This window comes from Streptomyces sp. NPDC027672 (assembly GCF_055566335.1).
In genome coordinates, this window is sequence record NZ_JBVHSO010000001.1 from 930,083 (window position 1) to 953,981 (window position 23,899).

Annotated in this window: 25 protein-coding genes and 1 pseudogene; 7 read left to right on the forward strand and 19 right to left on the reverse strand. The window is 71.3% G+C overall.

Annotated elements, in window-relative coordinates; translation table 11 throughout:
• From ACZ4SV_RS04205 to hemL, 5 genes are all read right to left on the reverse strand, one after another.
• Entirely contained in the window at window positions 1-774 is a 774-nt protein-coding gene (locus tag ACZ4SV_RS04205; protein WP_365878021.1) for a cytochrome c biogenesis CcdA family protein, read from the reverse strand.
• A gap of 1 nt (window position 775) precedes the next feature.
• Window positions 776-1,366, reverse strand: coding sequence for a TlpA family protein disulfide reductase (locus tag ACZ4SV_RS04210; RefSeq protein WP_397981585.1), 591 nt, complete (start codon window positions 1,364-1,366; stop codon window positions 776-778).
• Window positions 1,367-1,521: 155 nt separating this feature from the next.
• Complete coding sequence (locus ACZ4SV_RS04215; RefSeq protein ID WP_468001178.1) at window positions 1,522-2,802, reverse strand: polysaccharide deacetylase family protein; 1,281 nt, start codon at window positions 2,800-2,802, stop codon at window positions 1,522-1,524.
• A 165-nt stretch (window positions 2,803-2,967) separates the two neighbouring features.
• Entirely contained in the window at window positions 2,968-3,627 is a 660-nt protein-coding gene (locus ACZ4SV_RS04220) for a histidine phosphatase family protein (protein WP_468001322.1), read from the reverse strand.
• Window positions 3,628-3,740: 113 nt separating this feature from the next.
• Window positions 3,741-5,060 carry a glutamate-1-semialdehyde 2,1-aminomutase gene (gene hemL / locus ACZ4SV_RS04225; RefSeq protein WP_365882903.1) on the reverse strand — a complete coding sequence of 440 codons (1,320 nt, stop codon included), beginning with the start codon at window positions 5,058-5,060 and terminating at the stop codon, window positions 3,741-3,743.
• A 535-nt stretch (window positions 5,061-5,595) separates the two neighbouring features.
• On the opposite strand from hemL, the gene ACZ4SV_RS04230 reads away from it, so the two are divergent.
• Complete coding sequence (locus ACZ4SV_RS04230) at window positions 5,596-6,033, forward strand: hypothetical protein (RefSeq protein WP_003974483.1); 438 nt, start codon at window positions 5,596-5,598, stop codon at window positions 6,031-6,033.
• A 241-nt stretch (window positions 6,034-6,274) separates the two neighbouring features.
• On the opposite strand, the gene ACZ4SV_RS04235 is transcribed toward ACZ4SV_RS04230, so the two are convergent.
• The 5 genes from ACZ4SV_RS04235 to ACZ4SV_RS04255 form a co-directional block, all read right to left on the reverse strand.
• A complete protein-coding gene (locus ACZ4SV_RS04235; protein WP_468001180.1) occupies window positions 6,275-6,601 on the reverse strand; it encodes a DUF6087 family protein in 327 nt (108 codons plus the stop codon).
• 30 nt (window positions 6,602-6,631) lie between these two features.
• Window positions 6,632-7,819, reverse strand: coding sequence for an ATP-grasp peptide maturase system methyltransferase (tgmC, locus tag ACZ4SV_RS04240; protein ID WP_468001182.1), 1,188 nt, complete (start codon window positions 7,817-7,819; stop codon window positions 6,632-6,634).
• Window positions 7,809-8,771, reverse strand: a complete 963-nt coding sequence (tgmB, locus tag ACZ4SV_RS04245) for an ATP-grasp ribosomal peptide maturase (RefSeq protein ID WP_468001184.1) — start codon at window positions 8,769-8,771, stop codon at window positions 7,809-7,811. Before tgmB ends, tgmC begins: the two co-directional genes overlap by 11 nt.
• Before the next feature lie 5 nt (window positions 8,772-8,776).
• Complete coding sequence (tgmA, locus tag ACZ4SV_RS04250; RefSeq protein ID WP_468001186.1) at window positions 8,777-9,079, reverse strand: putative ATP-grasp-modified RiPP; 303 nt, start codon at window positions 9,077-9,079, stop codon at window positions 8,777-8,779.
• Window positions 9,080-9,561: 482 nt separating this feature from the next.
• The gene (locus ACZ4SV_RS04255; protein WP_468001323.1) at window positions 9,562-9,978 is read right to left on the reverse strand and encodes an ATP-binding protein; all 417 of its coding nucleotides are present in this window, start codon (window positions 9,976-9,978) and stop codon (window positions 9,562-9,564) included.
• Between the two features lie 252 nt (window positions 9,979-10,230).
• On the opposite strand from ACZ4SV_RS04255, the gene ACZ4SV_RS04260 reads away from it, so the two are divergent.
• The gene (locus ACZ4SV_RS04260) at window positions 10,231-11,484 is read left to right on the forward strand and encodes a helix-turn-helix domain-containing protein (protein WP_468001188.1); all 1,254 of its coding nucleotides are present in this window, start codon (window positions 10,231-10,233) and stop codon (window positions 11,482-11,484) included.
• Window positions 11,469-11,999 carry a GNAT family N-acetyltransferase gene (locus ACZ4SV_RS04265; protein WP_468001190.1) on the forward strand — a complete coding sequence of 177 codons (531 nt, stop codon included), beginning with the start codon at window positions 11,469-11,471 and terminating at the stop codon, window positions 11,997-11,999. Before ACZ4SV_RS04260 ends, ACZ4SV_RS04265 begins: the two co-directional genes overlap by 16 nt.
• Window positions 12,000-12,039: 40 nt before the next feature.
• On the opposite strand, the gene ACZ4SV_RS04270 is transcribed toward ACZ4SV_RS04265, so the two are convergent.
• Window positions 12,040-12,594, reverse strand: coding sequence for a flavoprotein (locus ACZ4SV_RS04270; RefSeq protein WP_468001192.1), 555 nt, complete (start codon window positions 12,592-12,594; stop codon window positions 12,040-12,042).
• A pseudogene (locus ACZ4SV_RS04275) lies at window positions 12,591-12,821 on the reverse strand (helix-turn-helix domain-containing protein); the annotation flags it as partial. The gene ACZ4SV_RS04270 and the pseudogene ACZ4SV_RS04275, both read right to left, overlap by 4 nt.
• A 262-nt stretch (window positions 12,822-13,083) precedes the next feature.
• Here ACZ4SV_RS04275 and ACZ4SV_RS04280 point away from each other — a divergent pair.
• Entirely contained in the window at window positions 13,084-13,647 is a 564-nt protein-coding gene (locus ACZ4SV_RS04280; protein ID WP_468001194.1) for a peptide deformylase, read from the forward strand.
• Window positions 13,648-14,111: 464 nt separating this feature from the next.
• Window positions 14,112-14,606: a hypothetical protein gene (locus ACZ4SV_RS04285; protein ID WP_397938468.1), complete on the forward strand. Its 495-nt coding sequence runs from the start codon at window positions 14,112-14,114 to the stop codon at window positions 14,604-14,606.
• A 261-nt stretch (window positions 14,607-14,867) separates the two neighbouring features.
• On the opposite strand, the gene ACZ4SV_RS04290 is transcribed toward ACZ4SV_RS04285, so the two are convergent.
• Complete coding sequence (locus tag ACZ4SV_RS04290) at window positions 14,868-15,287, reverse strand: MerR family transcriptional regulator (protein WP_468001196.1); 420 nt, start codon at window positions 15,285-15,287, stop codon at window positions 14,868-14,870.
• Window positions 15,288-15,853: 566 nt separating this feature from the next.
• On the opposite strand from ACZ4SV_RS04290, the gene ACZ4SV_RS04295 reads away from it, so the two are divergent.
• Window positions 15,854-17,347 (forward strand): SulP family inorganic anion transporter, encoded by a 1,494-nt coding sequence (locus ACZ4SV_RS04295; RefSeq protein WP_468001325.1) that lies wholly within the window; start codon window positions 15,854-15,856, stop codon window positions 17,345-17,347.
• Window positions 17,348-17,386: 39 nt separating this feature from the next.
• Here the strand turns inward: ACZ4SV_RS04295 and ACZ4SV_RS04300 are convergent, their stop codons facing one another.
• Both ACZ4SV_RS04300 and ACZ4SV_RS04305 read right to left on the reverse strand, forming a co-directional pair.
• Window positions 17,387-18,274 (reverse strand): helix-turn-helix transcriptional regulator, encoded by an 888-nt coding sequence (locus ACZ4SV_RS04300; RefSeq protein WP_365873489.1) that lies wholly within the window; start codon window positions 18,272-18,274, stop codon window positions 17,387-17,389.
• 207 nt (window positions 18,275-18,481) lie between these two features.
• Window positions 18,482-19,312, reverse strand: coding sequence for a M55 family metallopeptidase (locus tag ACZ4SV_RS04305; protein WP_468001198.1), 831 nt, complete (start codon window positions 19,310-19,312; stop codon window positions 18,482-18,484).
• A gap of 89 nt (window positions 19,313-19,401) precedes the next feature.
• Between ACZ4SV_RS04305 and ACZ4SV_RS04310 the strand changes: the two genes are divergently transcribed.
• Window positions 19,402-19,749, forward strand: coding sequence for a hypothetical protein (locus tag ACZ4SV_RS04310; protein WP_468001200.1), 348 nt, complete (start codon window positions 19,402-19,404; stop codon window positions 19,747-19,749).
• Between the two features lie 123 nt (window positions 19,750-19,872).
• On the opposite strand, the gene ACZ4SV_RS04315 is transcribed toward ACZ4SV_RS04310, so the two are convergent.
• From ACZ4SV_RS04315 to ACZ4SV_RS04330, 4 genes are all read right to left on the reverse strand, one after another.
• Window positions 19,873-21,318: a sensor histidine kinase gene (locus ACZ4SV_RS04315; RefSeq protein ID WP_468001202.1), complete on the reverse strand. Its 1,446-nt coding sequence runs from the start codon at window positions 21,316-21,318 to the stop codon at window positions 19,873-19,875.
• Between the two features lies 1 nt (window position 21,319).
• Entirely contained in the window at window positions 21,320-22,066 is a 747-nt protein-coding gene (locus ACZ4SV_RS04320) for a response regulator transcription factor (protein WP_365873493.1), read from the reverse strand.
• 107 nt (window positions 22,067-22,173) lie between these two features.
• On the reverse strand, window positions 22,174-22,746 hold the full coding sequence (locus ACZ4SV_RS04325) for an FMN reductase (RefSeq protein ID WP_397938554.1): 573 nt from the start codon (window positions 22,744-22,746) through the stop codon (window positions 22,174-22,176).
• 38 nt (window positions 22,747-22,784) lie between these two features.
• A complete protein-coding gene (locus tag ACZ4SV_RS04330) occupies window positions 22,785-23,873 on the reverse strand; it encodes an LLM class flavin-dependent oxidoreductase (RefSeq protein WP_468001204.1) in 1,089 nt (362 codons plus the stop codon).
• Window positions 23,874-23,899: the final 26 nt, after the last annotated feature.

A 23,899-nucleotide genomic window follows, 5' to 3' on the forward strand; every position in this document is an offset into this window, starting at 1 on the left:
TCAGATCCCCACATTGAAGCCGTCGGACCAGGTCTGCATCTGCTGCACCAGTCCGCTCCAGGCGCCGGTCAGCAGCAGCACACCGGTCACGATCATCATCGAGCCGCCGAAGCGCATCACCCACACATAGTGGCGCTTGACCCAGGCGAAGGCGCCGAGCGCCTTGCGGAAGCCGACCGCGGTGAGCACGAAGGGGACGCCGAGGCCGAGGCAGTAGACGAGCATCAGCAGGGAGCCGCGCGCGGCGCTGGACTCGTTGAAGGACAGCAGGTTCACGGAGGAGAGCGTCGGGCCCATGCAGGGCGTCCAGCCGACGCCGAAGAGGGCGCCGAGGACGGGCGCGCCGAGCAGGCCGCCGGCCGGCCGCTTGTGGAAGCGGAACTCGCGCATGGTGAACCAGGGCAGCAGCCCCATGAAGAACGCGCCCATCGCGATCATGAGCACGCCGAGCACCTTGGACAGGGTGCCCTGGTAGTCGATCAGGTTGGCGCCGAAGTAGCCGAAGAGCGCCCCGCTGGAGACGAACACCGCGCTGAAGCCGAGCACGAACAGGGAGGCGCCGGCGAACATCCGGCCGCGTCTGGCCTCGGCCAGGTCGGTGCCCGCGACACCGGTGACGTAGGAGAGGTAGCCCGGCACCAGGGGCAGCACGCAGGGCGAGAAGAAGGACAGGAGCCCGGCGAACAGGGCGATCGGCAGCGCGACCAGCAGCGCGCCGTGCAGGACCGTCTGGTTGCCGCCCGTCCCCGCGGCCAGCGTCAGCAGTGCGCTCACGTCACTTCTCCGCCAGGACCGGCTTGATCATCTCAAGCAGCCCGGTGTCGTCCAGCGCCTCCAGGGCCCGCGCGGCGACCTTCCCGTGCCGGTCGAGGACGAGCGTGGAGGGGACGAGCTGCGGGTTGAGCGTGCCCTTCTTGAAGCGGAGCATCAGCCTGCCCGTCGGGTCGTACAGGCTCGGGTACCCGACACCGTGCTCCTTCTCGAAGTTCACGGCCGGGGTGGTGCTGGTGTCCCGGGTGTTGATGCCGACGAACTTGACGCCCTTGTCCTCGTACTGCTTCGAGACCTTGGCGAAGTACTGCGCCTCGTTCCGGCACGGGCCGCACCACGAGCCCCAGACGTTGATGACGACGACCTGGCCCTGGTAGTCGGCCACGTCGAGGGTCTTGCCGTCGATGGTCTTGCCGGACAGGTCCGGGGCCGCGACGCGCTTGCCGGCCGGGACGGTGTCGATGCCGTTGCTGCCGGTGACGAAGTGGGTGTCGCCACCGCCGCCGGAGACGCCGCCCTTACCGCACGCGGACAGGGTGAGGGCCGCGGCGGCGGCCACAGCGGTCAGCAGGACGGCGCGGCTACGGGTACTCATGTGAAAAGTTTCGCATGGCGGTGCCCGGGTTTTCGCGCGCCCCCCTGCCGGGCGGAAAAGCGCATTTCAGGGCGTATTTACACGGGGCAATTCGGACATCCGTCATTGCGGGGCCGGTGGGCCCGGTGCCGCCCGGGCGGGCCGGCCGGCGCCGCTCAGGCCGCGTCGGAGGAGGCCGCGCCGGTCTTCCGCAGGAACTGCTTCCAGCCCCCGGCGGGCTGCTGCCCGACACCGAGCGTGCGCAGCTTGGCGAGCGTCTCGGGCTTCTGCACGTCCATCCAGTCCACGAACTGGCGGAAGGAGACCAGCCGCACGTCGGCGCCCTTCTCCTTCTCCCGCGCGATGTGCTTGAAGGCTTCCTCTACGGCGTCCATGTAGATGCCGCCGTTCCACTGCTCGAAGTGGTTGCCGACGAAGAACGGCGCCCGGTTCGTCTCGTAGGCCCGCTGGAAGCCCTGGATGTACGCCTGCGCGGACTGCTTGCGCCAGCCCGGGTAGTTGTAGGCGGGCGCCTTGGTCGAGTTCAGCGACTGGTTGGCGAGCATGTTGTAGTCCATGGACAGGACCTCGAACGAGCGTCCGGGGAAAGGTATCTGCTGGAGGGGCAGGTCCCAGATGCCCAGGCGCTTGTCCGGCCACACCTGACGGCCGCCCGGCGACGAGGCGTCGTAGCGCCAGCCCAGCTCGCGGGCCGTGGGCAGCAGCTTGTCCTGGCCGAGCAGACAGGGCGTACGGCCGCCGGCCAGCTCCTTGTCGTAGTCGAACGGCAGCGAGGGCAGATCGGTCCAGCCGGTGTTGGTCCGCCACTCCTTCACGAACGCCTTGGCCTGGCGTATCTCGCTCCCCCACTGCTGCGGCGTCCAGTTGCCGACCGTGCCGCCCCCGGCGCAGAAGTGCCCGTTGAAGTGGGTGCCGATCTCGTGGCCCTCCAGCCAGGCCCGGCGCACGTTCGCCAGCGTCGCCTTGATGTGCTCGTCGGTGAGGTAGCCGATGTCGGAGGCGCCGCGCGGGTTGTTCGGGGGCTCGTACAGCCGCTTCTTCGACTCGGGCAGCAGATACAGCCCCGAGAGGAAGAAGGTCATGCTCGCGCCGTGCTCCTTGGCCAGGTCCAGGAAGCGCGGGAAGAGACCGTTGCCGACCTCGCCGGCGCCGTCCCAGGAGAAGATCACGAACTGCGGTGGGGTCTGGCCCGGCTCCAGCGGCTCCGGCCTGGCCGGCTGGTGCGGCTGCGGGCCGGTGAAGGAGGTGGAGCCGTCCCCGATGGGCCGCGCCGGACGCCGCCCGCCCTTGCTGCCCTGCTGGGTCCGGGAACCGGCGGGGTGCCCGGCGCCGTCCGAGGACGTGGGACCGCAGCCGGCGAGCGAGGCGGCGGCGGCCGCACCCGCGCCGAGGCCGAGCATTCCCCTCCGGGAGAGGGGCCGGGAGTGAATGGGCATGGGAGAACCCCGATCATCGCTGCTGCCTGCTGGTCACCCAGTCAGAGGGCGCGATGATCGGGGAGGTTCCCCTGATTCTTCTGCTTTTCGTAACAAGACCTGCGAAAATGCGCTAAGCCACACCAAACGGACGCTGCGTGACGACCGGTGGCCCGGCCGGCCCGGTCAGGCGCCGAACGCCTTCCCCTGGACCGTGCCCTTGCCCTTCTGCGGCCGGCCACCGGCCCGCAGGTGCACCGGGACCAGATCGATGGCCGGTTCGCTGTACCCGACCGACACGATCTTGTCACCCTGATAGGTGAAGGACGTCAGGGAGGCGAGCGTGCACTGCCGCTTGCGCGGGTCGTGCCACAGCCGCCGCCGCTCGACGTACGACCGCAGGATCCAGATCGGCAGCTGGTGGCTGACCAGCACCGCCTCGTGGCCGCGCGCCTCGTCCCTGGCCGCGTTCAGCGCGCCCATCATGCGCACGACCTGGTCGACGTACGGCTCGCCCCAGGACGGCCGGAACGGGTTGACGAGGTGCTTCCAGTTGTCCGGCTTGCGCAGCGCGCCGTCGCCGACGCCGAAGGTCTTGCCCTGGAAGACGTTGCCGGCCTCGATCAGCCGCTCGTCGGTGGCGAGGTCCAGCCCGTGCGCCTTGGCGATCGGCGTGGCGCTCTCCTGCGCCCGCTCCAGCGGCGAGGCGCAGACGTACGTCACGTCCCGGGAGGCCAGGTGCTCGGCGACCCGGTCGGCCATCTGCCGGCCCAGCTCGGACAGGTGGTAGCCGGGCAGCCGGCCGTACAGGATGCCGTCCGGGTTCTCGACCTCGCCGTGCCGCATGACGTGGACGACGGTGACGTCCTTGCTCCGGGCCCCGGCCCCGGAGCCGCTCCCCAGGGTGTTCCCGAGGGAGTTCCCGGAGTCGTTCCCGAGGGTGTTCTCAGAGGTGCCGCTCATGACGCCGTGGCCTCCGCAGCCGCCCGGGCCGCCGCCGGAACGGCGTCGGCGATGGTCTGGATGGCCCGCTCGTCGTGGGCCGTGGACACGAACCAGGACTCGAAGGACGACGGCGGCAGGTAGACGCCGTTCGCCAGCATCGAGTGGAAGAACGCGGTGTAGCGGTGGGACTCCTGCCGCTTGGCGTCCTCGTAGTCGCGTACCCGCCGGTCCGTGAAGAACACGGAGAACATGTTGGAGGCGGTCTGCACCCGGTGCGCGACGCCCTCCTTGGCCAGCGCCTCGCTCACCAGCGTCCGGACCTGCTCCGAGACGCCGTCGACCTTCTCGTACGCGGCGTCGTCGAGCAGCCGGAGCTGGGCGAGGCCGGCCGCGGTGGCGACCGGGTTCCCGGAGAGGGTGCCGGCCTGGTACACGGGTCCGGCGGGCGCGAGGTGGGCCATGACATCGGCCCGGCCGCCGAACGCCGCGGCCGGGAACCCGCCGCCCATGACCTTGCCGAAGGTCATCAGGTCGGGCGCCACGCCCTCCACGCCGTACCACCCGGCGCGGCTGGTGCGGAACCCGGTCATCACCTCGTCGGAGATGAACAGGGCGCCGTTCTTCCGGCAGGCGTCCTTCAGACCCTGGTTGAACCCGGGGTCCGGCGGCACGACGCCCATGTTGCCCGGCGACGCCTCGGTGATCACACAGGCGATCTCACCGGGGTGCCGGTGGAAGGCCTCCTGCACGGCCTCCAGGTCGTTGTACGGCAGCACGATCGTGTCGCCGGCCTGGGCCCCGGTGACGCCGGGCGTGTCGGGCAGCGCGAAGGTGGCGACACCGCTGCCGGCCGCGGCGAGCAGCGAGTCCACGTGCCCGTGGTAGCAGCCGGCGAACTTGATCACCTTCGACCGCCGGGTGAACCCGCGGGCCAGCCGGATCGCCGACATGGTGGCCTCGGTGCCGCTGCTGACCAGCCGCACCTGCTCCACCGGCTCGATCCGGGCGACGATCTCCTCGGCCAGCGCCACCTCGCCCTCGCCGGGCGTGCCGAACGACGTGCCGCGCGCGACGGCCTCCTGTACGGCGGCGACGACCTCCGGGTGGGAGTGTCCGAGGATCATCGGGCCCCAGGAACAGACCAGGTCGACGTACTCGCGGCCGTCGGCGTCGGTGAGGTAGGGGCCCGTGCCCGACACCATGAACCGGGGCGTGCCGCCGACGGCGCGGAAGGCGCGCACCGGGGAGTTCACTCCGCCCGGCGTGACGACGGAGGCGCGGTCGAAGAGCGCCTGGGACACGGGCGCGTCGTAGGGATAGGGCGTTTCGCTCATGGCACTCATGACGTGCGGCTTCTCCGGCTTCTCGGGCTCCGGTTGCGGGGGGACCTCCTCAGGGTAGGCCGCGCCCCGGCCGCGGTGCCGTCGCCCTCAAGATCGAAGCGGTGCCATCCCTCGTCTGCGAGACTGAGAACTGATACACACAGCTCCTGCGCACGTAATGATCAGGGGCCGGGAATTTCCCGCGCGGCGTGTTGTTCCACCGTACGTTTCGGCGGACGGCCGCGGGGGAGGTCACTGACACGATGATCGGGTTGCGCGGCGGGGGCCACGCGTCCTAGAAAAGCAGTCGGGTGGAGATATGCATCGCGGTGGCGGACTGGGCGAGGGGACTGACGACCTGGGTCCTCGACGTGCCCGGCGGGGAAGGCACCGGCGCGACGCGGAGGAAACGACCGAGACACGACAGACCGACGCACGTCAGGCACAGGATGCACCGGGAGAGCCCGAGCGGTACGACCGGCAGATCGACCGCCGGGTCGACCACCGGGCCGACCGCCTCCGGGCGGGGAGCAGGAATGGTGGTCGGGTGGGGGTGACGTACAAGTACTTCGGCGCACCGGACGGCGCGACCGCGGCCCGTGTCCCCATCTCGATGCGACCCGAGGAACTCGGCGGCGACGAGCTGGGCATGAACGGCATGTTCACCAAGATCAAGCCGGAGACGATGGCCGCGATGGTCCTCACCGGCATCGAGGGCGTCCCCCTGCACAAGGTCCCGCCCCTGGAACTGGTCGTCCTGCACCCCGACTACGCCGTGGTCAAACTCCCCATGACGGTCGTCGACCCCCTGCGCGGCATCGGCGAGGAGGCGGTGGGCGCGGCGGCCTTCATCTGGTCCACGGTCCCGGACCGCGGCGGCCCCCGGGACGCGTTCAACGTGTACCAACTGCTGCACGAGTGGCAGGACTTCTCACATCGCCTGCATGAGGCGGGACACCAGCCTTATTGCTTGGTGTGGCCTTGAGCCGGGCTTTCCTGGACGGTGGGCGGGGTTCGCGGACCCCGCCCTCTCCACTTTCCAGGGCGGGCAGGAGCGCCCCCAACGCGCCGGCTCCCCAGTAGGGGTGCCCTCGACGTAGTGCGCGTTGACTGCCCGGGCTCGTGCGCCGGGTGTGTGTCGTTCGCCGAGGCGGCGGATACGCCAGGTCAGTGCTCGTGCGGGAGCCGTTCCGCGCACGCAGCAGCCTCAGGTACGGCGGCGCTGATCACCTCTGTGCCCGGCCGCCACCGTCCGGCCTGGGCGCCTGGGGTTTGCGGTGCTTGCCGGTGCCGGAGCCGAGCGGCTTCGGCACCGGCCCTCGGGGTGAGGGCTCGTTGGCCTCCGGGTACAGGACGGCTTGGGCGTCGGCCAGGCTGGCGGCGAGCCCGTACGGCTCCCAGGCATGCCCGTTCCAGCGCTCGATGGCGCGGGATGCATCCGGATTCAGATGCGATGCCCTGGGCCCGTCGCCGGGCACGACAGGCAGGGCGCGAAGTCGGCCGATCTTCGCGTCACGGCGTTCCGCCCAGTCCTTCAGCGGTTCGTCGTCCATCTGGCGTTCCTCGCGTGGGTGGGGGCTGTCTCAGGAGGGTAGCGGCCACTGTGGGCCGTTCGGGTTCCCCAACCAGACGGCCTGGTGGTCGCGGGAGACGGTCACGCCGAACGCCGCAGTGTGCGGTGAGTCGTACTCCTCCCAGGTGGACACCGCCGACTCGATCGCGTCCCACAGGCGGCGGGGGCCGCCCTGACGGACCTGCCAGCCGCTCTCCGTGGGAGCGAGGACGGCGAAGGAATCGGTGACGCTGTCCAGTAGAAACGTGCTGACCGGGCCGCCGTCGACCGCCATCGAGAAGAAGCGGGCGTCCGGCGCCGCGAGCTGCGCCATGAACGCCGGCCCGGAGCTGGCGAGAACCTCTGGCCCGCGTACGGCTTTCCGTACTGTCCCGTCGTCGGGACCCGGGACCACGCCGAGGCTCTCCGGAGCATCCTGCTGGCGGGCGATCATGAAGCTCGGGTCGTCCTCACTGAACCAGCCGCTCGCGCTGTCACCGGTGACGATGAGTCTGGCCAGGCCGAGGGAGCGCATCCAGCCGCGCAGGGTGGTGAGGATGACACCGCCCGGCCGGACCTGTTCCAGCCAGGCGGGCGGGACGCTGCGGAAGCCGCACGTGGCGATCAGCCGGTCGTACGGGGCTCCGCCGGGGTGGCCGGCGCGACCATCCCCCACCAGCAGGCGGGGTGTATGACCGGATCCGGTGAGGGCGTGGCCGGCTCGTCGGGCCACGCCCTCGTCCGTCTCGATCGAGGTCACGCTCTCACTGCCGAGCCGGTGGCACATCAGTGCTGTCGAGTAACCGGTTCCGGTGCCGATCTCCAGCGCCTTCATGCCGTCCTGCACATCCAGGTCTTCGAGCATCCGGACCACGAGGCTCGGCAATGTCGACGATGACGTCGGGGTCGCGTTGCTGATCGGTTTCGGATCAGCCCAGTCGATGTCCCGGCCGTCAAACTGGGTCATCCATGTCTCGTCGGTGTAGACGAGCCGGAGCCACTCCTCCTTGCCGACCGTCTCCGGTGTGACCGGCTCCCAGGTGGTGACGCCCGGGGCGTGGCTCTCCCGGTAGAAGCGCGGGATGAACCTGTGGCGGGGCACGGCCTCCACGGCGGCCCGCCACTGCGGCGAACGCAGCCAGCCGTCTTTCTCCAGTTGTCGGGCGAGCCTGCGCCTGAGATCGGCCGCGGCCGTCTCGATGTCGGTTTCACTGGCCACGGAGTCCTCCTTCCAGGAGATCGGCGAGTGCGGCAGTCATCGGCAGACCGGTCGGCGGCTCCATCCAGGCCCACTGCCCGGAAGGATTGCACTCGATGAAGATCCACTCGCCGCGGTCGGTCAGAGCGAAGTCGAACGCCCCGAAGACGAGCCCGAAGTGCTTCAGATAGGCACGCATCGACCGCTCCACCGCGGATGGCGCGGCAAGCGGCGTGTATGTGTGAGTGCGGTAGTCCGTACGCCAGTCGAGAAGACCAGAGTCGATACGCACGGCGAAGATCTGCTCGCCGATCACAGTCACCCGGATATCGGCAACCTTGTCCACCCGCTTCTGGAAGAGGTGCATGGTGCCGGACACGGAATCGTCGATCTCGTCGGCGGTCACCTCGGTCACGGGGACCGTCTGGGCCTTGCCGTCGACCAGGTAGAGCGGAACCGAGATCGGCTTGAAGATGACGGGACCTTGCGCCTTGATGAAGGCCCGCGCGTCGTCGGCAACGTTGGTGATCAACGTCGGCGGAAGGGTGAAGCCGGCCGCCGCCGCTGCCGCGAGCCCGGCCGGCTTGTACTCCGCGTCGCCGATGCGATGGGGATGGTTGACGTAAAGGCAGCCGGGCAGCGAGGTCAGGATGCCTCCGAGCCCGTAGCGCGCCTGGCCGACGGCGAAGCGTTCGTCCTGCTTGTCCAGGTGGGGGAAGGCAAACCCGGAGGGGCGCCGGTAGTACACGGAACGCACCGCGCCCAGGTCGGCGCGTCGGCTCGGGGTCTGCAGGTTTCCCTGCCAGCTGTCGGTGCCGCCGATGGCGGCCGAGCACGACAGGGTGGCGGGGAAGTCACCGGAGTCGAACCGCACGACCGGGACGCCCCGGTCGTGCAGCTCTGCGATCACGAAGTCCGCGGTCGGGTCGTCGAGGTTGGTGACGACCAGGACCGGACGATCGTCGTTCGTCACCAGAGTCACTGGTCGGTGTCGTTCCCCGTGTCGCTGTCCGGGGAGTCGCTGTTGCGGTCACCCTGGCCCGTGGTGCCGGTAGCCGGATTCGTGCCCGAGGACGTGCCGTGGCCCGGGGACATGGTGGGCGCCCCCGAAGTGTCGAAGTACCGGGCAGTCTGTGTACCCGGATCCAGCGTCACCGTCGCGTAGGCGGGGCCCTCGACGGGCGGGTACGGGGCGATGCGACGCAGACCCCACGGGGCAGCGGTCAGATGCCCCTGCGGCAGCGGGCTGCCCGTGGGAAAGCGGTCCATGTGGTTGAACACGGTCTTCCTTCCTGTCGGATGTTCTTGTCCTTCGTGTGACTTGCCCACCCGCACGGCATCGAGGACGCGGTCCTGCTCGTGCGGGAGTCTCAGGAGCGCCGGGAAGAAGAGGCGCCGGCGCCGGAACCCACGTCGAAACCGGACCAGGATTGTGCAGGCTGTCCAGGACCCGTTGAAGGAGGCTGATGTCCGGTGCACGGACCTCGACCGCCAGTCGACCGTCGCCGTACCAGCGGCTGAGCTGCTGCCGCCACGCGGTCTCGGCAGGCTGCACCTCGGCGCGGATCTCGCCGAGAGCCAGTCCCGACTCGACGCGAAGCCGCACAAGGTCGGCGGGAGTGTCCGAACCGGCTCTGGGACAACCACCGCGCCGGCCTCGTCAGACGGACGAGCCGGGCCGATGGCCGGCTCCACGCACGCGTCCGGAAACGGGTCGCCGACCGGTTCCTCCGAAGGCAGGAGTCGTAAGGAGATGCGTGAGATCAGCATGCGGCCGGCACCCGCACCTCTGCCCAAACCAGCTTGCCCCAACGATGCAGGTCGTAGCCCCATCGCCAGCTCAGCGACTCCACCAGGAGCAGACCTCGGCCGCCCTCGGAGTCACCTTCAGGACGACCCTGTTCCGGGATGTCTCGGCACTTGTCGGCAACGCCGATCCGAATCACTTCGGCCGTCTCGCGCCGAATCACCACACGGATCACGCGACAGGGCGTGTGACCGACGGCATTGCTGACCAGCTCCGAAACAATCAGAGTGCCTACCTCGGCCAACTCGCTTATACCCCAGGTGTCCAGAGCCGCGGAGACGAGCAGACGCGCGCGGCGCGCGGACTCCGGCTCGCACGGCATCGTCTCGGCGTAGCCCGGGACACCGGTCGCTGTCGGTGTGGCGGTGGTCATGGTCAAGGGGTCATCCCTCCGAGGCTGGGACGCCCGCCCCCGACGGGTGCGCAGGTACGGGCTTTCCTCCACGCCATCGAGAGGCAGGAACGTCAATCTCGCCCACTCAACGGCTGATACCAAGTCAACGGCCCTTGGCCGACGGCGAACAGGAAAACTCGTGCCCCGCCGTACCTCCGCGAACCGGAAGACTTTACGCTCCGATGACCTCGGGGCTGGTTCGTCCAGTGACCACGGGGCTACGGTCGGTCCATGGGAGCGAACGCCATCCTCAGGAGCCGGATGGAGGAACTGGGGCTCACTCAGGAAGAGTTGGCCGGTCGGATGAACGCTGCGTTGGCAGAGATCACCGGTAGGCCAGGTGACGTCTCCGACCGCACAATCCGCAACCTCCTCAACGGGACCTCCCGCCATCCCATCGGACGCACATGTGCAGCCCTGGAGCGAGTGTTCGGCTGTCCCGTCGAGGACTTAGGGTTCAGCGCACCACGCACCATGCAACACCCGCAGGAGGACCCCGTGCGGCGTCGCACTTTCCTCACCTCAGCGACCGGAAGCGCTGCTGCCGCCGTTCCCTTGATGGCCACACGCCGGACCGTCGGTATGTCGGACGTGGCCCGGGTCGCTGCCGGGATGAACACCCTTGTCGAAGCCGACGACCGCCAGGGCGGACACACGGCACTGGAGAAGGCGGCCGCCCAGGGCCGCACCAGGGTGCTGGAGCTACAGCAGCGAAACGCCGGCGAACGCGTTCGCCGAGCCCTGTACTCATTGGCCGCCGAGTACACCACCATCGCCGCCTGGTCCTGCATCGACGCCCGCAACCTCGACCGGGCCCAGAGCTACCTGAACGAATCAGCGACGTACGCCGGCCTCTCCCAGGACGGCCCCACCGAAATGCGGGTCTGGGTCAACCTCTCGATGCTCGCCTACCAGCGGCAGAACTGGCCCGAAGCCCTCGCAGCGGCCCAGGCCGCGCAAGCCTCCGCAGCGGCTCGCCGAGACCCGTTCTTCGACTCGCTGGGCCGAGTCCGCATCGCCCTCGCGTACGCGGCTCTCGGCGACGGCCGTGCGGGCCTGCGGTCACTGGGATCAGCCCAGGACACTTTCACCAGGGTGGCCGACCGAGAGCGCCCGCGCTGGACCGCCTTCTACGGGCAGGCCGAACTTGACCATCTCGCCGCAATCGTCCAGTTCAACAGCGGACGCCACCCTCATGCCGAAGCCATGGCGCACCGTGCGCTGGCCAGGATCCCCACCGCCTTCCGGCGCAACAAGGCCCTCGCGACCGCCCAGCTCGCCCTCGCACAGCTCCACCAGGGAGAGGCGGAACAGGCCACGGCCTCAGCCACCGACGTCTTCACCATCATGGATGGCGACCCACTGCCCGGCCGTATGCGCACGCTCATGGGCGACTTCCACCGGGGCCTGTTCGTCATGGCTCCCTCCGCCTCCTGCGCACGAGACTGGGCAGACCGCATGCGAACCGAATGGAGTCGAGCGTGATCGACCTGCGTCATTTCCAGCACGGATACCTTCCCGAAGGCTTCCGGCGGATGCTCATCGACGTACACGCCGATGCCTACGCCGACCAGATGGACGACCCTTTTCACCAGCGCTTCGCCTGGTTCGTCGACCACTGGACCGGCATGGACGGCTTCTCCTGCGTGGTGGCGTACGACGAAGACGAACCGGTCGGCCTCGCCTACGGCGCCCCGCTCACCCCCGGCCGCGAATGGTGGCGCTCCACCGCGTACGAGCCGGACAACGGCTATTCCTCCACCTACGCGGTCTCCGAAGTGATGGTGCGCCCAGGCTGGCGTAAGCAGGGAATTGCCGACCGCCTGCACGAGGCGCTGCTCAAGGAACGTACGGAAGACCTCGCCGTGCTGCTGGTCGACGTCACACACCCCAAGGTCCAAGCGCTCTATGAGACATGGGGATACGCCAGAGTCGGCGAGCAGCAACCGTTCGCCGACTCACCGGTGTACGCGGTCATGGTCAGAGACCTTCGGGACTGAGTCAGGAATGATGTGCCCTGCGCTTCCGGTGGGCAGGGCCTCACCGCGGTGTGTCGACGGTGGGTGCCAGCAGTTCGAGGGCTTCCTCCCAGCGGAAGCGGTCCGCCGCGCCGTCGGCCTTCGGCCGGTGCGGTTCGCCCGAGCCGATCAGGACACCCATCCCCCGCAACCGGTCCAGGCTCTGCCGGTAGGCGGGGTGGGCGGCCTGGGCGGAGTTCAGGTAGGGCAGGGCCACGGTCGGGATGCCCATGCCGTATGCCTCGCACAGGATGCCCAGGGCGAGGGTGTCGGAGATCCCGGCGGCCCACTTGTTGATCGTGTTGAAGGTGGCGGGAGCCACGGCGATCGCGTCCGCCGGGGGCAGGGGGCGCGGGTCTCCCGGTGAGCGCCAGGCGGAGCGGATCGGGTAACCGGTCTGCGCCTCGACCGCCGTCGCGTCGAGGAAGCCGAGTCCCTGCGGGGTGGCGATGACGCCCACATCCCAGTTCGCCTCCTGGGCGGCCGTGATCAGCTTGCCGACGTCACCGGCGACACCGCTCGCGCACACGACGACGTACAGGAAGGGCTTCTTGTCCGGGGCGGTCGGTCCGGTCATGCGGGGCCTCCCAGTCGGCGGCTGAAGTGATGCAGTTCCGGCAGGGTACGTCGGCGGTCACGGGCGGCCATATCGGCGACCAGGTCGCGGACGTCGGGGCGGCGGACGTCCTGGGCGGCGCAGGTCTCGGCGATCCTCAGGGCCTGGTAGGCGTCCGCCGGGCGCCCCTGCCGGCTGTAGGCGCGGGCCGCCTCGACCCATGGTGCGGCGCGGCGTGGGGCAACTGGTTCCAGCGAGCCGTACGCCTGCCCACCGAACAGCTCGAAGTCCAGCTCGTCTTCCCCGCTGGCCTCGATCCCGTCGTGTGGGGCACGGAGACGTCCATGACCGCCGAAGCCTCCCCGCTGCGCACCCCACCCGTCCGCAGCGACGACGCAGGGCTACGGCAATTCACATGGATCACGACCACACCCGCCCTGCACGCTCGGTACCGTCTGGAATGGCGGTACCGAGCACGGCCAGAAGGCGCAGCAGAACAAGGGAGTTCAGGTGATTGAGGTGCGGCCCAGCCAGCGCATGCGAGACCTCGGCGTCGTCCAGCACGGGGCCGGCATCCTCACCGAACCGGCCCGTCCCTTCCACCTGCCCGCCGAGCGCGAAGAGGCAGAGCGCATCGTGGACGAACTCTTCGCCGCCATCGAGCGCATCGGCCAGGTCCACCCCTTCGCCAAGGGCATGGGCATCGCCGCCCCACAGATCGGCATCGCCCGCGCCGCGGCCGTCGTCCTTCCGCCCGACGACGCCCCGGCCGTCATCCTGCTCAACCCGCGGATCAACGAGCACTCGGCGGAGACGGACGAGCAGTACGAAGGCTGCCTCAGCTTCTTCGACGTCCGCGGGCTTGTCCCTCGCCCACTGCGAATCACCGTCGAGGCCACCACCTTGGCCGGCGAGACCACCACTGCCGTCTACGAACGGGGCCTTGCCCGCCTCATTCACCACGAGATCGACCACCTTGACGGCCTGCTGTACACGGCTCGTATGCGAACCGGAGTCGAACCGATCCCCGTGGAGGAGTACCGGCAGACTGGGCGAGCTTGGGCATACGAGTGACGGGACGACCGGCTCGGAAACAGCGTCGATACTTCCGCGGCTGTCGGCTTCTCCCTCTCCAAACGAGACACCTGCCTCCTCACGGAGCAGGACCGCCTCCTCAAGCAAGAGGGGGCTTCAAGAGGACCGAGGTCACACGGCTCCGGACTGCCATGCCGAGAGCACGAGCCGTCGCCCTCGGCTGCCTCACCACACCTGTCCGGCCACCCCCTGGACAGGTGGCCAGCGCCCGTACCAAGCACCCACCAGCGATGGACTCCGCCCGTGTCCCCGCTCTCCACTGAGACCGCAACCCATGCCGAGCCCGCTCGGAACGGCGGCCTTCACCTCCGTCTTGCCGCAGAGCCGACCTGCGCGGACGACGCCCGTCGGCACTGACCGCGGGCGGCCGTGGCCGTGCGGCACACCGCACCAGTGACCACACTGGGGTCATGGAAGATCGGCCTCCTGCGCGAAGGCCGCCCATGCCGCATGCGGATGCCGTGGAGGGGCGGGATTACACGGGTGCCGTGTACGGCTCGCTGCTCGCGGCCTCGGTCGTGGTCGGGGCGGGGACCGGCTCGCTCGGTTCCCGCCCCCGGCTGGAACTCGTACTCCTGTTGCTGGGCACAGGGCTGGTGTTCTGGGCGACCCACGTGTTCGCCCGGCTGTTCGGGTCACGGGTCAGGTACGTGTCCGTGAGCGCGGGACGGATCCGGCGGGCGTGCGTGTCCGAGTGGCCCATCGTCACGGCGGCCGTCCCGCCGGCCGTGGCGGTCGCCGTCACTCCCCTGCTGGGCATCGGCCCGCGAGGGGCGCTGTGGCTGGCCCTCGGCGCAGCGCTGGCCGGTCAGGTCGGCTGGTCCACGGTCGCCGCCGTACGCGCGGGGGCGTCCCGCCGCGCGGTGGTGGTCACCGGGGCCGTCAACCTGACGCTCGGGCTGCTCATCGTGCTCCTCAAGGCCGCGGTGACGCACTGACGACGCCGAAGACCCCGTCACCGGACCCCACGACGGGTGTGCCGGCTACACCATTCCCCGGCGCCCGCTGCGCCGGTGCCTCGCCCCGCTGCCGCGATTCGTCGTCACCCGGGGAGGCGAGTACTGCTTCCTGCCGAGCCTGACCGCCCTGCGCTGGCTCGGCGACCTCCGGGACTGACAGCGCGACGACGGGCACCCCGGCACCGTGCGGCCATCGCCCCGCGCCCGGGGGAACCCCGAGGGGAACCCTGGGGCCGGGGTTCAGGCGTCGGCGGCCGGGGCGGGTGCGGAAGCCGTGAGGCGGTCCGCCAGGGTGGTGGCGAACTCCTCCGCCCTGGCCAGTTGGGTACGGAGGTCCTCGACGCGCCGCCGGGCGGCCTGCTCGAAGCCGCGGATCCGCTCCAGCAGGGCCTCGCGTTCCCCGGCGGGCAGCTCCTCGCCCGAGTCGAGGCGGTCGGTGGCCTCCAGCAGGGCGCGCATCTCGTCGAGCGCGAAGCCGAGCGGTTTCATCCGGCGGATGATCATCAGCCGGGCGACGTCGGCCTCGGTGTAGAGGCGGAAGCCGCCCTGGGAGCGGGCGGAGGGGATGACGAGTCCGGTCTCCTCGTAGTGCCGGATGGTGCGCAGCGACAGCTCGGTCCGGGCGGCGACCTCGCCGATCTGCATGTGCTCGCTGCTCACGCGGTGCCTTCCTCGTCTCTCGGCGCGGCCGCGGACGGCCACGGAACCCTACTCTAACGTTAGGGTAGAGTTGTTCCGGTGCCGGGGCGGCGGCCGACCGCCGCTCCCGTTCCCCCGGTGCGGGATCGCGTCCCGTAGCCGTCAGCCGTGTCGGGGCCGACGAAGCCCCCGGCGAAGACCCGATGTCCGCAGGAGAGAGCGTGCGCATGTCCGTACCGCCCAGCGCCGCCGTCTGCCCGCCGTGACCCTTCGCCACCACCCGGCGCCGGGTTCCCCGGCGGACTGCCGTACCGCCGCATACCGGTCCCGGCCCGCCGTCCACTGACCCGGCGGCTCCGGTACGCCGCTCACCGGCTCACGGGTTCCGGCCCACCGCCCGGTGACGCGGCGGCTCCCGTCCGCCGCCCCACCGACCTGGGTCCACCGGCTCCGCCCCGCCGACCCCGGTCCGCCGTTCGCGGATCTTCCGGAGCGCCCTCCCGGCCTCCCCCGCCTCCCCGCGCGCCCGCCGTGATGCCGGGTGTGCCCGAGCACGACAGGTTCCCTTCGTCTTGTCCTCCTCCGCACTGTCCCCGGCCGCATGGCTGCGCGGCCCCCGGCGCCCCTCCTGGCTGTCCGACCCGAAGGTGCTGCGCACCGAGGTGCTGGCCGGTCTCGTGGTCGGCCTCGCGCTGATCCCGGAGGCGATCTCCTTCTCGGTCATCGCCGGGGTCGACCCGGCCATCGGCCTGTTCGCCTCGTTCACCATGGCCGTGACCATCGCGGTCGTGGGCGGCCGGCCGGCGATGATCTCCGCGGCCACCGGCGCCGTCGCCCTCGTCATCGCCCCCGTGAACCGCCAGCACGGCTTCGGCTACCTGGTCGCGACCGTGATCCTCGCCGGCGTCTTCCAGATCGTCCTCGGAGCCCTCGGCGTCGCCAGGCTGATGCGGTTCGTGCCGCGCAGCGTGATGGTCGGCTTCGTCAACTCCCTCGCCATCCTCATCTTCATGGCGCAGGTCCCGGAGATGACGCACGTGCCCTGGCCGGTCTACCCGCTGCTCGCGGCCGGGCTGGCGCTGCTGGTGTTCTTCCCGAGGCTGACGAAGGTGATCCCCGCGCCGCTGGTGTCCATCGTCGTCCTCACCGTGATCACGGTGGCGGCCGGGATCGCGGTGCCGACCGTGGGCGACCGGGGCGTCCTGCCGTCCTCGCTGCCCGTGCCGGGCCTGCCGGACGTGCCGTTCACCCTGGACACCCTCACCACCATCGCCCCGTACGCGCTCGCCATGGCGCTGGTCGGCCTGATGGAGTCGCTGATGACCGCCCGGCTGGTCGACGACATCACCGACACCCGCTCCTCGAAGACCCGCGAGTCCATCGGCCAGGGCATCGCCAACATCGTCACCGGCTTCTTCGGCGGCATGGGCGGCTGCGCCATGATCGGCCAGACGATGATCAACGTACGGGTCTCCGGTGCGCGCACCCGCCTGTCCACGTTCCTGGCCGGAGCGTTCCTGATGGTGCTGTGCGTCGTCTTCGGGCCGGTCGTCTCCGACATCCCCATGGCCGCGCTCGTCGCCGTGATGGTCATGGTGTCGGTGGGCACCTTCGACTGGCACTCCGTCGCGCCGGGGACGCTGAGGCGGATGCCGGCCGGGGAGATCGCGGTCATGCTGATCACCGTCGCCTGTGTGGTCGCCACCCACAACCTCGCCGTCGGCGTCGTCGTCGGCTCGATCACCGCGATGGCCGTCTTCGCCCGGCGCGTCGCCCGCTTCGCCGAGGTCACCGCCGTCACCGGCCCCGACGGCACCACGGTGGTCTACCGGGTCACCGGCGAGCTGTTCTTCGCCTCCGCCAACGACCTCGCCGGCCGGTTCGACTACGCCGGCGACCCCGGCAAGGTCGTCATCGACCTGTCCGGCACGCACCTGTGGGACGCCTCCTCCGTCGCCGCGTTCGACGCCGTCGAGGCCAAGTACGCCCAGCGCGGCAAGACCGTCGAGATCATCGGCCTGAACGAGGCCAGCGCCCGCATCCACGGGACACTCACCGGAGAACTCGCCGGCGGCCACTGACCGCCCTCCCCGCGGGGGCCGGCCGCGCCGGGCCACGGCTCAGCGTGGGTCCAGGGCCGGCAGGTCCTCCGTCGCGGCGGAGGCCGCGGTGGCGGCCAGCAGGCGCAGGGCCGCGTCGGACGGGGTGCCGGGCTCGGCCGTGTAGGTGATGAGGCGGTGGTCCGCGGTGCGCGGCAGGCACAGGTTCTCGAAGCTCAGCTCCAGGGTGCCGACCGCCGGGTGGCGCAGCGACTTGGTGCCGGAGGTACAGGTGCGCACCGGGTGCCGGGCCCACAGGGCGGCGAACTCGTCGCTCTGGATGGACAGCCGGCCGATCAGCTCGGCCAGCGCGCGGTCGTCGGGATGCCGGCCGGCGACCAGGCGCAGGGAGGCGACGGCGAGGTGCGCCTCCTCCTTCCAGTCGGTGTACCAGGACCGGTAGCGCTCGTCCAGGAACAGCATCCGGATCAGGTTGGGCCGGGCGGCGGGCGTGTCCGGGCCGTCCCACGGCAGGTGCGCGGCGAGCAGGGCGTGACCGAGCCGGTTCCAGGCCAGGACGTCGCTGCGGCGGTCCAGGAGCAGCGCCGGTACGTCCGTCATGGCCGCGAGCAGTTGGCGGGCCGCGGGCGTGGCCTGCTCGGCGCGGGACACGGCCGGGCGGCGCCGGGCGGTGGACCGGGCCAGGTCCTTGAGGTGGACGGTCTCGTCCTCGGTGAGCCGCAGCGTGCGGGCGACCGCGTCCAGCACGGAGTCGGAGACACCGGCCGCGCGGCCCTGTTCCAGGCGGGTGTAGTGGGTGATGCTGACGCCCGCGAGCAGGGCCAGCTCCTCGCGGCGCAGCCCGGTGACCCGGCGCCGGGACGGCTCCGCCGAGATCCCGACGTCCTCCGGCCGCACCGCGGCGCGGCGGGACTTCAGGAAGTCTCCCAGCTCGGTCGACCCGTCCATGGATACCTCCCGGGTGTGCGGCGGTCGTCGTCCATCCTGCCTGCCCGGCCGCGGGAACGGGATGCCCGAGGGTGGTCGTGTGATGACCACCCTCACGACGGCCGGTCGCGCGCGGGGCGCCGGCCCGGACCGCCGGGGCCACCGGGCAGCCGGGGCACAACTCCGTCCGGACGGAAGCCATTTCGCCGTACGACGGGGGCCGGGGTGTCAGCAGTACGGCGGCTGGTTGGTCAGCGACGTCGCCACCCGCGTCCACACCCCGAACTGCCGGTACAGCGCGGGCAGCGGGCCGGTCGCGCGCACGGTCCTGGCATCGTCGGCCGTCACCCCGGGAATGCCGAGCAGGACGGCGGCGACCGAGGCGGACTGCCAGCGGACGGTGAGCGTGGCCTCGGAGACGGGCGGCGCGGGGCGGTCCGGGACCCGGGTCAGCGCCGCCGCCACCGCCTCCTCGATCGCCGCGCGCGCCTCCGCCGCCGGCCGCAGCTCGGCCGCGAACCGGTCCCGGGCGTACTTCACCGGGACGGTCACCACCGACGCGTCCCACTCCGTCATCTCCGCGCACGCCGCGTCGTCACCCGTGAGGGCCACGACGGGCACCCCGAGCGCCGCCGCCGTGGCGTGCGCCAGCCCGATCTCGCCGGCCGGGCGGCCGTCCAGCCACATGTCCTCGATCTCGTGCCCCATGAAGCTGTGGCTGAGCACGCCCGGCGTGCCGGCCCGGGCGTGGTAGCCGACGCACAGCGCGGCGTCGTACTCCCCGGTCAGGCCCTCCAGCATGCCCATCCGCTTGGGCCGGCCGCGCACCAGGCGGGCCGCCGGGTGCAGGGCCTCGGGGAGGATGTTGCGCATCGGGCCGTGGGCGTCGTTGACCAGGACGCCGGTCGCGCCGGCGGCGAGCGCGCCGCGTACGGCCGCGTTCACGTCCTCGGCCATCAGGGCGCGCCCGCGTTCGTAGTCCCGCCCGCCCGGCTGGACGTCCTCCGCGTCGACGAGCCCGGTGACGCCTTCCATGTCCACGCTGATGTAGATCCGCACGGCGTCGACCTTAACGGCGCTACGTATTGTAGGTTCCCAACCGCCAACAGCTACCGGGCCGTTCACACGCCCGTTCCATCGGGGGACCCATGCAGGACACGACGGAGCCGGAGCCCGGTACGGAGGTCTGCGCGCGCGCTCTCGCGCCGACGCTGACCGTGCTCGCCGTCAGCCTGGCCATCGCCGCCGTCGGCGTGTACGAGCTGTGCGGCTTCGGTCTGCACAGCCTGGACCGGCGCCCGCACCTGTTCAGCGACGGCCTCGCCACCGGCGGGGTGATCGCCGCGACGGTGGCCGCGGGCGCGGCGGCGGGCAACCTCGCCTGGCTGCTGATGGCGGCCCGGCGGGGCGGGGCGGGCGCCATAGGGGGCGACGGACGCGGTGACGTACGGCCCGCGGCGGGACGGTACGGCGGCAACGGCGGCAACGGCGCCTGACCGGGGGGGCCACCCGCCCGGCGCGCAGGCGACCCGGTGACCCGGCAAGTCAGCGTCCCGGCGCCCCCGTCACCCGGTGAGCCAGCGTCCCGGCGACCCCGCCCCCCCGACGCCCCCCGCGCCTCAGTCGCCGCTCCCGTCCTCGCCCCCGCTCACCAGCCCGCCGCCCACCGTGAAGCCGATGACCGAGCCGCCGCCCTCGCGCCGGTACGCGAACGGCGCCCCGCCATGGGCCCCGGCGACCTCGCGCACGATGGACAGACCGAGGCCCGAGCCGGGCAGCGAGCGGGCGTCGGCGGCCCGGTAGAAGCGGTCGAAGATGCGGACCAGATCGCCGTCCGCGATTCCGGGCCCCCGGTCCCGCACCGCCACCCGGACCGTGCCCGGCCGGGCCGGACCGGTGATGCAGACCTCGATCGGCGCCGTGCCGTCCCGGTCGAACTTGGCCGCGTTCTCCACCAGGTTGGAGATGGCCCGCTGGAGCATCCCGGGCCGCCCCTGGGCCGTCGTGTCACCGCCCGCGCGCAGCACGACGTCCCGACCGGTACGGCGCCGGGCCAGCCCGACGACGTCCTCGGCGAGGTCGGCCACGTCCACCCGCTGCGGCGGCTCGGCGTCGGACTGCCCGGCGGCGAGGTCGACCAGCTCGTTGACCAGGTCCGTCAGTTCCCGTGCCTCCTGGGAGAGGTCGGCGACCAGCTCCTCCCGGGTGGCGGGCGGCAGCTCGTCGATGCGGCGCAGCAGCGAGATGTTGGTACGCAGCGAGGTGAGCGGGGTGCGCAGCTCGTGGCCCGCGTCCTGGACCAGCCTGCGCTGGTCCTCCTCCGACTGCGCGAGCCGCCCCAGCATCCGGTCGAAGGCACGGCCCAGGCGCCCCACCTCGTCCAGCCCGGCCACCGGCACCTGGATGCCGAGCTGCCGGGTGCGGGCGACGTTCTCGGCGGCGGAGGTCAGGATCACCAGCCGGCGGGTGATCCGCCGGGCCAGCCACCAGCCGAACAGCCCGGCGCCCACCACGACCGCGGCCATCAGGATCAGCGTCCGCCGCTGGAGCGCCCGCAGCAGGTCCTCGGTGTCGCTGAACTCCTGCGCCACCTGCACCGCGCCCCGGCCCTCGCCGAGCGAGACGGTGGCGATGCGGAACAGGTCCGCGTCCACCCGTACGTCCTTGTGCGCGACCACCTGCCCGGCCGGCCGGGCGACGGCGACCGCCCGGTCCGCGGCGGTGACGGGGAGCACCGGACTGCCGTGGTCCACGATCTGGCCCCGGGCGCCGAGCACCTGCACGTCGGTGCGGGCGGGACGGACCAGGTCGTGCCCGGGACGCGAGGAGGAGAAGTCGTCCGGGCTCATCGGATGCTGCCGCACCTCGTCCCGTACGTCCTGCACGACCTGCGTGAACACCGACTGCTGGTCGACGCGGACGAGCCGGGCGGCGGAGCCGTAGGACAGGATGCCGACGAGGATCGTGACGGCCGCGGTGACGGCGGCGAAGGAGACGGCGAACGTGGTGCGCAGGGAGACCAGCTTCGGCCGGGGCCGGCCCGGCAGCCGCCAGCGGCGGCCCACCTCAGTCCTCCCGCAGCACGTAGCCCACGCCCCGCACGGTGTGGATCAGCTGCGGGGCGCCCGGCTCGTCCAGCTTGCGGCGCAGATAGCCGACGTAGACGGCGAGGTTCTTGGAGCCGGGGCCGAAGTCGTAGCCCCAGATCCGGTCGTAGATGGTGGAGTGGTCGAGGACGATGCCCGCGTTGCGCACCAGCAGCTCCAGCAGCTCGAACTCGGTGCGGGTCAGTTCCAGCTCGCGCCGGCCGCGCCAGGCGCGGCGGGCCTGGAGGTCCATGCGGAGCCCGGCGGCCTCAAGCTGCCGGCCGGAGAACTGCGCGTCCCGTACGGGAACCTCGGCCGGGAGCGCGCCGGGCCCGGCCCCGCCGCCGGGGCCGGTGCCCGTGGCGGGCGCCGGGCTGGTGCGGCGCAGCAGCGCGCGCAGCCGGGCGAAGACCTCTTCCACGTCGAACGGCTTGACCACGTAGTCGTCGGCGCCGGCGTCCAGGCCCGCGATGCGGTCGGCGGTCTCCACCAGCGCGGTCAGCATGAGGATCGGGGTGCGGTCGCCCTCGGCGCGCAGGACGCGGCAGACCTGGAGGCCGTCGATGCCCGGCATCATCACGTCCAGGACCAGCACGTCCGGCGGGTTCTTGTGGGCCTGCGCCAGCGCTTCCACGCCGTCGGCGACCGCCGTCACGTCGTACCCCTCCAGCGTCAGGGCACGCTCCAGGGCATGGCGGATGGCACGGTCGTCTTCGGCGAGCAGCACAGTCGGGGGCACACCCCCAGTCTGCCAAGACCGCCGGCCCGCGGGCGGGGCCCGCCGAGCCGACGATCACCCTTTTTACCGCTCTCTCACCGAGATCCGGGCGGACGTCAGGACCCCAGCGCCGCCAGCCGCTCGGCGAACGGCACCACGTCCGGCTCCGCGCGCCGGGCCGCCGTGGGCATCAGCACGGCCAGCTCCCCCGCCGCCCGCTCGATCCGCTCGGCCAGCCCCTGCGCGCCCCAGTCCTCGGAGGCGGCGTACACCCCGGTCGGGACGACGACGGCGCGCAGATAGGCGAACAGCGGCCGCAGCGCGTGCTCCAGCACCAGCGAGTGCCGGCCCGTGCCCCCGGTCGCCCCGAGCAGCACCGGCTTGCCCGCCAGCGCGTCCTTGTCCAGCACGTCGAAGAAGGACTTGAACAGCCCGCTGTACGACGCGCTGAACACCGGCGTGACCACGATCAGCCCGTCGGCGCCCGCCACCGCCTCCTGCGCGGCGGCGAGTGCCTTGCCCGGGAACCCGTTGGTGAGGTGGTGCGCGATCTCGACGGCGAGGTCGCGCAGCTCGACCACCTGGAGGTCCACCGGAGTGCGCCGGTGGACCGCGGCGGCCAGCCGGTCGGCCAGCAGCCGGGTGGAGGACGGGACGCTCAGCCCCGCCGATACGACGACCAGCTTCATGCCACGGTCTCCTTCCCTCTTGATATCCCCCGTGCCGTTCACGCCACGGTCTCCTTCGGCGCCGCCGCCCGCAGGGACGGGTGGACCGGCGCCTGGGGCACGTCCGCCGGGCGCCCCTTCGCGAACTCCTCGCGCAGCACCGGCACGACCTCCTCGCCGAGCAGGTCGAGCTGCTCCAGCACGGTCTTCAGCGGCAGCCCCGCGTGGTCCATCAGGAAGAGCTGGCGCTGGTAGTCGCCGGCGTACTCCCGGAAGGCCAGCGTCTTCTCGATCACCTGCTGCGGGGAGCCCACGGTCAGCGGGGTCTGCTCGGTGAAGTCCTCCAGCGAGGGCCCGTGGCCGTAGACCGGCGCGTTGTCGAAGTACGGCCGGAACTCCCGGACCGCGTCCTGCGAGTTGCGCCGCATGAACACCTGGCCGCCGAGGCCGACGATCGCCTGTTCCGGTGTGCCGTGCCCGTAGTGGGCGTACCGGCTGCGGTACAGCTCGACCATCCGCCGGGTGTGGTCGGCGGGCCAGAAGATGTTGTTGTGGAAGAAGCCGTCGCCGTAGTACGCGGCCTGCTCGGCGATCTCCGGGGACCGGATGGAGCCGTGCCAGACGAACGGCGGTACGCCGTCCAGCGGGCGCGGGGTGGCGGTGAAGCCCTGCAGCGGGCTGCGGAACTTCCCCTCCCAGTCGACGACGTCCTCGCGCCACAGCCGGTGCAGCAGGGCGTAGTTCTCGACGGTGAGGTTGATGCCCTCCCGGATGTCCTGGCCGAACCACGGATAGACCGGCCCGGTGTTGCCGCGGCCCAGCATCAGGTCGACGCGCCCGTCGGCCAGGTGCTGGAGCATCGCGAAGTCCTCCGCGATCTTCACCGGGTCGTTGGTGGTGATCAGGGTGGTGGAGGTGGAGAGGATCAGCCGCTCCGTGCGGGCCGCTATGTAGCCCAGCATGGTCGTCGGCGAGGACGGCACGAACGGCGGGTTGTGGTGCTCGCCGGTCGCGAAGACGTCCAGGCCGACCTCCTCCGCCTTCCGGGCGATGGCGACCATGGCCTTGATCCGCTCCCGCTCGGTCGGGGTCCGCCCCGTCGTGGGGTCCGGGGTGACGTCGCCGACCGTGAAGATCCCGAACTGCATGGCCGTTCACGCTCCAAGTTGTTGAC

Bases quoted from the DNA above. Each gene is read 5' to 3' on its own strand.
- ACZ4SV_RS04210 (WP_397981585.1), bottom strand. From the start codon at position 1,366: ATGAGTACCCGTAGCCGCGCCGTCCTGCTGACCGCTGTGGCCGCCGCC.
- ACZ4SV_RS04215 (WP_468001178.1), bottom strand. From the start codon at position 2,802: ATGCCCATTCACTCCCGGCCCCTCTCCCGGAGGGGAATGCTCGGCCTC.
- ACZ4SV_RS04220 (WP_468001322.1), bottom strand. From the start codon at position 3,627: ATGCGGCACGGCGAGGTCGAGAACCCGGACGGCATCCTGTACGGCCGG.
- hemL (WP_365882903.1), bottom strand. From the start codon at position 5,060: ATGAGCGAAACGCCCTATCCCTACGACGCGCCCGTGTCCCAGGCGCTC.
- ACZ4SV_RS04235 (WP_468001180.1), bottom strand. From the start codon at position 6,601: ATGGACGACGAACCGCTGAAGGACTGGGCGGAACGCCGTGACGCGAAG.
- ACZ4SV_RS04255 (WP_468001323.1), bottom strand. From the start codon at position 9,978: ATGACCACCGCCACACCGACAGCGACCGGTGTCCCGGGCTACGCCGAG.
- ACZ4SV_RS04260 (WP_468001188.1), top strand. From the start codon at position 10,231: ATGGGAGCGAACGCCATCCTCAGGAGCCGGATGGAGGAACTGGGGCTC.
- ACZ4SV_RS04265 (WP_468001190.1), top strand. From the start codon at position 11,469: ATGGAGTCGAGCGTGATCGACCTGCGTCATTTCCAGCACGGATACCTT.
- ACZ4SV_RS04270 (WP_468001192.1), bottom strand. From the start codon at position 12,594: ATGACCGGACCGACCGCCCCGGACAAGAAGCCCTTCCTGTACGTCGTC.
- ACZ4SV_RS04285 (WP_397938468.1), top strand. From the start codon at position 14,112: ATGCCGCATGCGGATGCCGTGGAGGGGCGGGATTACACGGGTGCCGTG.
- ACZ4SV_RS04300 (WP_365873489.1), bottom strand. From the start codon at position 18,274: ATGGACGGGTCGACCGAGCTGGGAGACTTCCTGAAGTCCCGCCGCGCC.
- ACZ4SV_RS04310 (WP_468001200.1), top strand. From the start codon at position 19,402: ATGCAGGACACGACGGAGCCGGAGCCCGGTACGGAGGTCTGCGCGCGC.
- ACZ4SV_RS04325 (WP_397938554.1), bottom strand. From the start codon at position 22,746: ATGAAGCTGGTCGTCGTATCGGCGGGGCTGAGCGTCCCGTCCTCCACC.
- ACZ4SV_RS04330 (WP_468001204.1), bottom strand. From the start codon at position 23,873: ATGCAGTTCGGGATCTTCACGGTCGGCGACGTCACCCCGGACCCCACG.